This window comes from Achromobacter sp. 18P8.1.1 (assembly GCF_057799415.1).
In genome coordinates, this window is the sequence record NZ_JBYOKH010000052.1 from 17,383 (window position 1) to 26,851 (window position 9,469).

Sequence of the window (9,469 nt, forward strand, 5' to 3'; positions counted from 1 at the left end):
ATGAATGAAGAGGAACGGCGGTGCGTAAACAGGTGAAAACACGGGCGGCCAGACCGCGGCAGGGCATGGCGCGCGTTGGGCATTGGCCGCTCTGGCTGGCGGTGGCCGCAGGGCCGGCGATGGCGGAGGATGCGCCATCGCTGCCGGCGGTGACGGTAAGCGGCGAAGGCGTGGCGCAGGAGGCGCCCACGGTGGCCAAGCTGCCGCTGACCGTGCGCGAAATCCCGCAGTCCGTCACGGTGATCGGACAGGAGCAGATGCGTGAGCAGAACCTGCAAAGTCTGGACGACGTGATGCAGCATGCCACCGGCATCACGGTGCAGCCTTATCAGTTGCTGACCACGGCGTACTACGCCCGCGGCTTCAAGGTGGATTCGTTCGAACAGGACGGGGTGCCGGTGCTGATGGGCAATATGGCCGCGTCGCCGCAAGACATGGCGGTGTACGAACGCGTCGAGATCCTGCGCGGCGCGAATGGCCTGATGCATGGCGCGGGCAATCCGGCCGCCACGGTAAACCTGGTGCGCAAGCGGCCGCAGCGCGAGTTCTCGTTCAATGGTTCGGTCAGCGCCGGCAGCTGGGACCGCTATCGGGCCGAAGCCGATCTGGGCGGCCCCTTGAACGACAGCGGCAGCGTACGCGGGCGCATCGTCAGCGCGGTCGAGGACCGCGGCTATTTCTACGATGTGGCCGACCAGCAATCGGCGTTGCTGTATGCCATCGGTGAGGTGGACCTGGGGCCGCAGACCGTGCTGTCGGCCGGTGTGCAGACCCAGCGCATCCGCTCCACGACCAATATGGCGGGCGTGCCGCGCTACAAGGACGGCGGCGATATCGGCTTGTCGCGGTCCACGTATCTGGATGCCGCCTGGGACCGCTTCAACTGGGACACCACCCGGGTGTTCGCCGACCTGGAACACCGCTTTGGCGACGGATGGACCGCCAAGGTCAGCGCCAACTACCTGACCGCCGACAGCAACCTGAAGTACGCCGGCGCGTATGGCGCCATCGACCGTCAGACCGGGCTGGGCTCCCGCCTGATGGGCGGCGCCTACAAGTTCGACAACACGCAGGCCAGCGTGGATGCCTATGTCAGCGGCCCGATCCAATTGTTCGGCCGCCGCCATGAACTGCTGTTGGGCGGCAATGCGCAACGCACCACGTCCGAGCAATACACCGGCCAATTCACTCCGGCGTTGAACGTGCCGGTGAATGTGTTCGACTGGGACCCGCATGGCGTGCCGGAACCGGGCGTCGGCCCGTACGCGTCGCCGGGCGAAACGCGCTTGAAGCAGCAGGGCATCTACGGCATGGGCCGCTTTTCGCTGGCCGATCCGGTCACCCTGGTGCTGGGCGGGCGCATGAGCTGGTGGAACCAGTCGGCGCCGGGCGCGCGGCAACAGATCGATCCCGAATTCACGCCCTACGGCGGCCTGATCGTGGACCTGAACTCGCAATGGTCGCTCTACGGCAGCTATGCGCAAGTGTTCCAGCCGCAAAGCCAGTTGACGCGCGAAGGCAAGCCGCTGGATCCCGTCACCGGCACCAACTATGAAGCCGGCGTGAAGGGCGAACTGGCGGACGGGGCGCTGAACGTGTCGCTGGCGGTGTTCCAGATCCAGCAGAAGGACCGCGCGATGCAAGATCCCGACTGGCCTTGCGTGGGCAACAACTGCTACTACGTCCAAGGCGGCGAAGTGCGCAGCCGCGGCATCGAAGCCGAGGCCAACGGGCAGATCACGCCCAACTGGTCGGTGGCCGGCGGCTACACCTTCAACACCAGCAAATACGTGAAAGATCCCATCTCGAACGGGCAGCCGTTCGCGAGCTTCACGCCCAAGCACATCTTCCGCGTCTGGACGAACTATGCACTGCCCGTGCTGGACCGGCGCCTGAGCGTGGGCGGCGGTGTGCAGATGCAGTCCGGGTATTCGACGGTGTCGGGTCCCGTGACCCTGCGCCAGGGCGGCGTCACGCTGGTGGACTTGCGCGCGGCGTACCGCGTGGACAAGCACGTGACGGTGGCGCTGAACCTGAACAACGTCTTCGACCGTGGCTACTACCAAAGCCTGTCGGGCACGTCCTGGAACAACCGCTACGGCGAACCGCGCAACGCGATGCTGACGCTGCGCGCGCAGTACTGACCGCCAGCTTCGGGCTGGCGTGCAAGCCGCGCCAGCCCGCTTCACTTACCGGGAGTTTTCACAATGAATACCGAAGAAGCCCTTTTGCCGGGGGCCGTTTTTGACTGGCTCGACCACTTCATGGCGCTGGGCCAGGGCGGCGGCATGCGCCAGGTGGGCAAGTTTCGACGCCTGTCGCCGCAAGACGGCTGGATGGTCGGCATCAAGGCCGTGGCAAGCGATGCCGACGTGCATGGCGATGTCTGGGAACGCCATCCCGCTGGCGACGAAATGCTGTGCGTGCTGGAAGGGCGAGTGGTGCTGACCCTGATGGCAGACGACGGCGGGCAAACCGACGTGCCGCTGGACCACCGCCAGGGCACGGTGGTGCCGCGCGGCGTGTGGCACCGGCTGCACGTGGCCTGTCCTGGAAAGATCCTGTTCGTGACGCCGGGGCACGGCAGCGAACACCGCCGCGTGGCGGCATCCCCCCAATAGGAAACCTTGACCGTGAATCGATTGGCAAACGGGCGCTTGTTCATCATGATCGCCGCCCTGTATTTTTCCCAAGGCATCCCGCTGGGCGTAGCGATGGAAGCATTACCCACGCTGCTTCGCCGCGACGGCGCGGGGCTGGGCACCCTGGCCTGGCTGCCGCTGGTGGGCTTGCCGTGGGTGCTGAAGTTCCTGTGGGCGCCGCAGGTCGACAACCGCTGGCGGCCGTCCGTGGGCCGCCGCCGCAGCTGGATAGTGCCGATGCAGTCCATCGTGCTGGCCTGCATGGCGGGCGTGGCGTTGCTGGGCATTTCGTCCGCCAGCGCCGCCTGGGTCGTGGGGTTGATGGCCGCGGCGTCCTTGGCCAGCGCCACGCAGGACATCGCCACCGACGGCTTGACGGCCGAACGCTTCGAAGGCCAGGCGCTGGCGCGCGCCAACGCTGTGCAGGTGGGCGGAACGATGGTGGGGTTCTTCTTTGGCGGCCCGGGCGCGTTGATCATGGCGGGCTACATCGGGCAGGGTGGGGCGCTGGCCGTGTTGACGGCGGTTGTGGCGTTCAGCCTGCTGATGGCCGCGACCTGGCGCGAGACCCCGCTCGACGGCTGGGAGTCGGCTGCGCCGCGCCAGCGCGCCTCGCTCGCGGGCTTCGTGCGCCGTCGTGGCGCGTGGGCGCTGGCCGTGGCGGCCTTCCTGTCGGCGATGACGGCAGTGGCGGGCTACGGCCTGTCCAAGCTGTATCTGGTGGACGCCGGCTGGGAGCTTGATGCCGTCGGGCGCATCGGCATGGCCGGCGGCTTGGTCACCGTGCTGCTGGGGTGCGGCGGGGGCGCCTGGCTGATCGGAAAGCTGGGTGCGCGCAAGGTGCTGGCGCTGGGGCTGGCCGCATCCGGCGCCGCCGCGCTGGCCTGGATGGCGCAGGCCCAAGGCTGGACGTCCGTCCGGCCAGGCATGGCCTTCGCGGCGCAAGGCCTGGGGTCGTTCGGGGCAGGCGCGGCGTCGGTCGCGTTGATGACGCTGGCGATGCGCTTTGCCCGGCAGGGGCGGCAATCGGGCACGGACATGACGGCGGTGCAGAGCGCGCGCGACCTGGGCGAAATCCTGACGTCGTCGATGATGACGGGCCTGGCCGCCCAGGTCGGCTATGGGGGCGGCTTTGCCAGCGGGGTGGCGGTAGCGGCCGTCACATTGCTGTTTACGGCCACGGCCTTGCGGCGCGCGGCGCCGGCTTGAACGCGACGGTGCCCGGGGCGGGCGGGTCAGGCCACCGAGGGTGGCGCCTGCCCGCTGGCGGCGAAGCGAGTACACTTGTCCGCCGTTTTGCTATAAGCCCCAGAATTCTCCATGATTTCCTCCGCATGCGGCGTCGACTTCGGTACGTCCAACTCCACCGTAGGCTGGAGCCGCCCCGACCAACGCGCGCTCCTCGCCCTGGAAGACGGCAAGACCACCTTGCCGTCGGCCATCTTTTTCCATGACGAAGACGCCGAGGTCAGCTATGGCCGCGCCGCCATTTCCGACTACCTGGCCGGGTACGACGGGCGCTTGATGCGCTCGATGAAAAGCCTCTTGGGCAGTTCGCTGATCGACGGTTCGACGGAAGTGCAGGGGCGTTCGATCCCGTTTCGCGTCCTCTTGACCCGCTTCATCGCGGAATTGAAGCGGCGCGCCGAAACCGCCGCGGGGCGCGATTTCACGCGCGCCGTGCTGGGGCGGCCCGTCTTCTTCGTGGACGACAATTCCACTGCCGACCAGACCGCCCAGGACACCTTGGGCGAGATCGCGCGCAGCGTGGGGTTCACCGACATCGAATTCCAGTTTGAACCGCTGGCCGCCGCATTCGACTATGAATCGCAGATCGACCGCGAAGAGCTGGTGCTGGTCATCGACATCGGCGGCGGCACGTCCGACTTTTCGCTGATCCGCCTGGGGCCGGACCGTGCTGGAAAGGCCGACCGCCGCGACGATATCCTGGCCTATGGCGGCGTGCACATCGGTGGGGTGGATTTCGACAAGCAACTGAGCCTGGCGCACGTCATGCCCTTGCTGGGCTTGGGCAGTCAGCTGCGCAGCGGCAAGGACGTGCCGTCCACGCAGTACGGTAATCTGGCCTGCTGGCACACCATCAATCAGGCTTATACGCGCAAGGCGGCCGAGCATTTCGCCTACATCCGCGCCGAAGCCGGCGATCGCGAGAAGATCGACCTGCTGCTGAACCTGGTGAAGCAGCGCGCGGGCCATTGGGTGGCGGTGCAGGTGGAAGAGGCCAAGATCGCGTTGTCGGAATCGCCGTCGGCCCGCATCGACCTGTCGCGCATCGCGCCGGAACTGGGCGTGGACGTGACGCGTCCGTCGTTCGATGCCTGCGTGGGCCGCCTGATCGAAAAGGTCGAGACCACGGTGGGCGCGCTGCTGCGCGACGCCGGCGTGTCCACGGCCGATGTGGATACGGTGTTCTTCACCGGCGGTTCCAGCCGCGTGCCGCGCCTGCGCGAAACCGTGTCGGCGCTGGTGCCGGGTGCACGCAGCGTTGAAGGCGACCTGTTCGGCAGCATCGGCGCCGGCCTGGCGCTGGACGCCCGCCGCAAGTTCGACTGACCGCGTTGGAACGGCCCGCCGCTTAAGTCGCCAGCATCGCGGGCACACGCGCCGCCAGTGCATCGATGGCCGTGCGTGTCTTGGCCGGCAGGTAGCGGGCCTGTGGCCAGACCGCGTGCACTTCCTGGGCCGCCATCCGGTCACCATGCATCAGGACGTCCAATTCGCCCGTGCGCACGTAGTGGGTGAGCATCCAGCACGGCAGCCAGGCGATCCCTGCGCCCGCGATCGCGGCGTCCGCAATGGCTTGCAGGTCGTCCAGCCGCAGCCGCGGCTGCACCCGCAACTGGATGACCTGGCCTTCCGCATCCTTCACCTCCCACCCGCGCTCCGCCCCGCCATGCGAGTAGATGATGCCGGTGTGCTGCTTCAGTTCGTCGATGGTCGTCGGGCGCCCATGCGCCCGGATGTAGGCGGGAGACGCGCCGATGCCCATGGTCTGCATTCCCAGCCTGCGCGCCGCCAGGCTGGCGCTGTCGGGCAAGGCGCCCACGCGGATGCCCAGATCGTAGCCTTCCTCGATCAGGTCGACCACGCGGTCATTGAATGAGATGTCCAGCTGGAGTTGCGGGTGGCGCATGGCCAGCTCCCGCAGGACCGGGGCGACGCAGTGCCGGCCGAACACGAGCGGCGCGCTGACCCGCAAGCGTCCTTGGGGTTCGCGGCGGCCGCTGTCGAGTTCGGCTTCGCCAAGCTGCAGTTCGGCCAGGGCGCGGATGCAGCGGTCGTAGTAGGCCTGGCCGTCGTCGGTCAGGCTTTGCTGGCGGGTCGTGCGGTGGAACAGCCGGACGCCCAGGCGCGCCTCCAGCCGCGCGACCGATTTGCCCACTGCGGACCGCGTGAGGTTCAGGCGATCGGCCGCCAGCGCGAAGCTGCCGGCCTCCACAGCCTGCACGAAGACTTCGATGCCGCTCAGCCTGTCATGGTTGCCCGTCGTGGCCATGCTGCCCTTCCTGTCTGTATTGGTTCTTGATGGGAACCATTGAAAATAATATGGGTTGACATTGTTGAAATGAATTCCGCATATCTTATCGGTACCCGGCCGCGCTGTCATCGGCAGCCGACGCGGCCAGTCTTGAAACCGAACAGGAGTACATCATGCAGGCCTATACCGTGATCAGCGGCAAAGACATCGCGTCCCTCACGCGTATTACGCGCGAACCTCAGGCGCTGGGGCCGCACGATGTGCGTGTGCGCATCAATGCGGTATCGCTGAACTTTCGCGACCTGATGGTGGTGCGTGGCGACTATCTGCAGGGCGCCTCCGACCCCGTCATTCCGGCCTCGGACGCCGCAGGCGAAGTGATCGAGGTCGGCAAGGCCGTGACGCGCTTCGCGCCGGGCGACCGCGTGATGGGCTCGTTTTTCCCCGATTGGATCGATGGCGACGTCACGCCGGCCACGACGCGCATCGCCCCGGGCGCTGCGACGGACGGCGTGCTGTCCACTGAACGCGTCTTCGCCGAGTCCGCGTTGGCGGCCACGCCGCCCTCGTTGACCGACGAGCAGGCCTCGACCCTGCCTTGCGCGGCGGTCACCGCCTGGAACGCGCTGTTTGTCGCCGGCGGCGCCAAAGCAGGGCAGACGGCGTTGTTCCTGGGGACGGGGGGCGTGTCGGTCTGGGGCCTGCAACTGGCGAAGGCGGCGGGCCTGCGCGCCATCATCACGTCCTCCAGCGCGGGCAAGCTGGAGCGGGCCCGGGCCATGGGCGCCGATGGCCTCATCAACTATCGCGATACGCCTGAATGGCAGGACGAAGCCTTGCGCCTGACCGCTGGCGAGGGCGCGCACGTCGTGCTGGAAGTGGGCGGCGAAGGCACGCTGGCGCGCTCCGTGACGGCGGCGCGCATGGGCGGGACCATCGCGGTGATCGGCGGCGTCAGCGGGTTCGCGGCCGTGCCGGTGTCGCCCTTGGCGTTGATTGCCGGCAGCAAACGATTGCAAGGCATTTTTGTCGGCAGCCGCAGGATGCTGGAGGACGTGGCGCGCTTCGTGGAAGTGGCGGGCATCGTGCCCGTCATCGACCGGGTATTCGATTTCGATGAAGTCCCCGCCGCATTTGAACACCTGGCATCCGGCGGCCATTTCGGCAAGGTCGTCATCCGGGTCGCCAAGTAGGCCAGGGCAGGGCGCGCAATGGCGGGTCGCGCGGGCGGCGATGGTAAGCTGCACTGCTTGCCGAAGGCGCTTTCGCGCCTGATTGTTCGAAGAGACCCAGAGATCCCCACGCGCCCTCATGACCCGTCCAACCGATACCCATCTTGTCGAAACACTGGTGACCAGCGAAGCGCCTTATGAAGGCAGCTTCCTGAAAATACGGCGGGACACCGTCAGCCTGCCCAACGGCAATACGGCTACGCGCGAATACGTCGTGCATCCCGGCGCGGTCGTGGTGATCCCCTTGCTGGATGACGGCCGCGTTCTGCTGGAGCGCCAGTTCCGCTACCCGATTGGCCGCGTCATGACCGAGTTTCCCGCCGGCAAGCTGGACCCGGGCGAAGATCCGCTGGTTTGCGGCAAACGCGAACTGCTGGAAGAAACCGGCTACACCGCCGATCAATGGGCGCACGCCGGCGCCTTGCACCTGGCCATCGCCTATTCCACCGAGATCATCCACATTTTCTTCGCGCGCGGTTTGCGCGCCGGTCCCCGGCAACTGGACCAGGACGAATTCCTGGACGTGATCAGCGCGGACCCCGCCGAATTGCTGGCGGCGTGCAGCAAGGGCGAAGTCACCGACGCCAAGACGCTGACCTGCGTGCTGTGGATGCAGAACGTGCTGTCCGGCGCCTGGCAGCTGGACTGGCAGGACAACGCCGGCTGACATGCCCGCGTTCCCGGTCCTGGTCCAACCCGCCGGCCTGCGGTTCGAGGCCGACGCGGGCACGTCCGTCCTGCTGGCCGCGCAGGCCGCAGGCATCAAGCTGCCCAGTTCGTGCCGCAATGGCACCTGTCGGGCGTGCATGTGCCTGATGCTGGAGGGCTCGGTGGCCTATCGCATTGAATGGCCCGGCCTGTCGCGCGACGAGAAAGAAGAAGGCTGGATCCTGCCTTGCGTTGCGCACGCCACGTCGCCGCTAGAGATCCAGGCGCCGCTTGCCGCGCCCATCGAAGCCGCGCCGGCGGTGGCGCGGCCGCTTACCGGCGCCCGACGCTAAACGCCAGCACCGGGGCCAGGCCCACGGCCATGCCGGCCGCCATGCCGAGTGCCATGCCGGCAAAGGGCGCCGCGTTCAGCATCAGCGCTGCCGCGACGCCCAGCCGGGCTCCCAGCACCATCCCTATCGCCATGGAAAGCGCGCAGAGCAGGCGTTGGCCCAGCGGCGGCGCGCGGGTGCGCCCCACCGGCCACGGCGCAAGGGCCGCCAGCGCCATCGCAGCGCTGCTGGCCGGCATCAGGATGGCGTGCCGCCACGCCATGTCCAGCAGCCCGCCCGGTGCGCCGCATTCGCTGGCCAGCAGCGCCGCAGGCGTCTGGCGCGTGTCGACCCACAGGCCCAGCGCCATGGCTACCAGGCAGGCCAGCCATAGCGCTGCCATGGTGCGTACGCCGTCAGGCGCAAGCGTGGCACGCCTTCGGGGCGTCGTCGTACCGGTCATGGTGACGGACCCAGTCGCCCAGGTTGAAGTGGGGGCCGTTTTCGTTTCGGCCCAGGGGCGCGAAATCCAGATAGTTGTAGGCGCCGGCCAAGCGCTCCACGCCGCGTTCGAACGCCGAGTAGGTGTGGAAGATCTCACCGTCCGGGTCCGAGTAAAAGGCGCTGGCGCCCGAGCGTTCTTCCACGCTGCCATCGGCCTGCGGCACCGACGCGTGGAAGTCGAAGTTGAAGTCGCAGCCCTCGGACGAGAACCAATCGAAGCGCCAGCCCATGCGCTGCTTGAACGCATCCAGCTTGGCCAGCGGCGCGCGCGACACCGCCACCACCGATACGTCGTGATGACGCAGGTGCATCAGGGCGCTGTCCAGATGGTCTGCCAGGAACGAGCAGCCGACGCAGCCTTCTTCCCAATCCGGGCCGTACATGAAATGGTAGAGGATCAGTTGGCGCTTGCCGTCGAACAGGTCGGCCAAGCCCCGCGGCCCGCCTGCGCTCTGGAATTGGTAAGGCTTGTCCACCCGCACCCAGGGCAGGTCAAGCCGGTCGCGGGCCAGAGCGTCCTGGGCGCGTGTCATCGCCTTTTCGCGGACAAGCAGGGCCTCGCGAGCGGCGTCCCATTGGGGACGGGATACGACAGGATGGGGGGTCTGCATC

10 protein-coding genes are annotated in these 9,469 nt (G+C 67.5%); 7 read left to right on the forward strand and 3 right to left on the reverse strand.

Translation table 11 applies throughout. The features are described from left to right. The first annotated feature begins 65 nt into the window (after positions 1 to 65). The 4 genes from AC27VE_RS25230 to AC27VE_RS25245 all read left to right on the forward strand — a co-directional run bounded on the left by AC27VE_RS25230 (position 66) and on the right by AC27VE_RS25245 (position 5,216). Positions 66 to 2,144, forward strand: a complete 2,079-nt coding sequence (locus tag AC27VE_RS25230; RefSeq protein WP_488705314.1) for a TonB-dependent siderophore receptor — start codon at positions 66 to 68, stop codon at positions 2,142 to 2,144. Positions 2,145 to 2,207: 63 nt separating this feature from the next. Then, positions 2,208 to 2,621 (forward strand): cupin domain-containing protein, encoded by a 414-nt coding sequence (locus tag AC27VE_RS25235; RefSeq protein ID WP_488705315.1) that lies wholly within the window; start codon positions 2,208 to 2,210, stop codon positions 2,619 to 2,621. A 45-nt stretch (positions 2,622 to 2,666) separates the two neighbouring features. Continuing rightward, the gene (locus tag AC27VE_RS25240; RefSeq protein WP_488705336.1) at positions 2,667 to 3,851 is read left to right on the forward strand and encodes a RhtX/FptX family siderophore transporter; all 1,185 of its coding nucleotides are present in this window, start codon (positions 2,667 to 2,669) and stop codon (positions 3,849 to 3,851) included. A gap of 111 nt (positions 3,852 to 3,962) precedes the next feature. Further along, positions 3,963 to 5,216 (forward strand): Hsp70 family protein, encoded by a 1,254-nt coding sequence (locus AC27VE_RS25245; protein WP_488705316.1) that lies wholly within the window; start codon positions 3,963 to 3,965, stop codon positions 5,214 to 5,216. Between the two features lie 22 nt (positions 5,217 to 5,238). Here AC27VE_RS25245 and AC27VE_RS25250 read toward each other — a convergent pair whose 3' ends face one another. Continuing rightward, positions 5,239 to 6,159: a LysR family transcriptional regulator gene (locus tag AC27VE_RS25250; RefSeq protein ID WP_088589945.1), complete on the reverse strand. Its 921-nt coding sequence runs from the start codon at positions 6,157 to 6,159 to the stop codon at positions 5,239 to 5,241. A 155-nt stretch (positions 6,160 to 6,314) separates the two neighbouring features. On the opposite strand from AC27VE_RS25250, the gene AC27VE_RS25255 reads away from it, so the two are divergent. From AC27VE_RS25255 to AC27VE_RS25265, 3 genes are all read left to right on the forward strand, one after another. Further along, complete coding sequence (locus tag AC27VE_RS25255) at positions 6,315 to 7,334, forward strand: zinc-dependent alcohol dehydrogenase family protein (RefSeq protein WP_488705317.1); 1,020 nt, start codon at positions 6,315 to 6,317, stop codon at positions 7,332 to 7,334. Between the two features lie 118 nt (positions 7,335 to 7,452). Further along, positions 7,453 to 8,040: an NUDIX domain-containing protein gene (locus tag AC27VE_RS25260; RefSeq protein ID WP_006225374.1), complete on the forward strand. Its 588-nt coding sequence runs from the start codon at positions 7,453 to 7,455 to the stop codon at positions 8,038 to 8,040. 1 nt (position 8,041) lies between these two features. Further along, a complete protein-coding gene (locus tag AC27VE_RS25265) occupies positions 8,042 to 8,374 on the forward strand; it encodes a 2Fe-2S iron-sulfur cluster-binding protein (RefSeq protein ID WP_006225375.1) in 333 nt (110 codons plus the stop codon). Here the strand turns inward: AC27VE_RS25265 and AC27VE_RS25270 are convergent. Both AC27VE_RS25270 and AC27VE_RS25275 read right to left on the reverse strand, forming a co-directional pair. Continuing rightward, positions 8,355 to 8,756: a hypothetical protein gene (locus AC27VE_RS25270; RefSeq protein ID WP_488705318.1), complete on the reverse strand. Its 402-nt coding sequence runs from the start codon at positions 8,754 to 8,756 to the stop codon at positions 8,355 to 8,357. The two genes, AC27VE_RS25265 and AC27VE_RS25270, sit on opposite strands and share 20 nt — an antisense overlap. Before the next feature lie 13 nt (positions 8,757 to 8,769). Continuing rightward, positions 8,770 to 9,468, reverse strand: coding sequence for a DUF899 domain-containing protein (locus AC27VE_RS25275; RefSeq protein WP_488705319.1), 699 nt, complete (start codon positions 9,466 to 9,468; stop codon positions 8,770 to 8,772). Position 9,469 lies beyond the last annotated feature (1 nt).

Excerpts from the sequence above, each read along its gene's own strand:
- AC27VE_RS25230 (WP_488705314.1), top strand. The coding sequence starts at position 66 with ATGGCGCGCGTTGGGCATTGGCCGCTCTGGCTGGCGGTGGCCGCAGGG.
- AC27VE_RS25235 (WP_488705315.1), top strand. The coding sequence starts at position 2,208 with ATGAATACCGAAGAAGCCCTTTTGCCGGGGGCCGTTTTTGACTGGCTC.
- AC27VE_RS25240 (WP_488705336.1), top strand. The coding sequence starts at position 2,667 with ATGATCGCCGCCCTGTATTTTTCCCAAGGCATCCCGCTGGGCGTAGCG.
- AC27VE_RS25245 (WP_488705316.1), top strand. The coding sequence starts at position 3,963 with ATGATTTCCTCCGCATGCGGCGTCGACTTCGGTACGTCCAACTCCACC.
- AC27VE_RS25250 (WP_088589945.1), bottom strand. The coding sequence starts at position 6,159 with ATGGCCACGACGGGCAACCATGACAGGCTGAGCGGCATCGAAGTCTTC.
- AC27VE_RS25255 (WP_488705317.1), top strand. The coding sequence starts at position 6,315 with ATGCAGGCCTATACCGTGATCAGCGGCAAAGACATCGCGTCCCTCACG.
- AC27VE_RS25260 (WP_006225374.1), top strand. The coding sequence starts at position 7,453 with ATGACCCGTCCAACCGATACCCATCTTGTCGAAACACTGGTGACCAGC.
- AC27VE_RS25265 (WP_006225375.1), top strand. The coding sequence starts at position 8,042 with ATGCCCGCGTTCCCGGTCCTGGTCCAACCCGCCGGCCTGCGGTTCGAG.
- AC27VE_RS25270 (WP_488705318.1), bottom strand. The coding sequence starts at position 8,756 with ATGGCAGCGCTATGGCTGGCCTGCCTGGTAGCCATGGCGCTGGGCCTG.
- AC27VE_RS25275 (WP_488705319.1), bottom strand. The coding sequence starts at position 9,468 with ATGCAGACCCCCCATCCTGTCGTATCCCGTCCCCAATGGGACGCCGCT.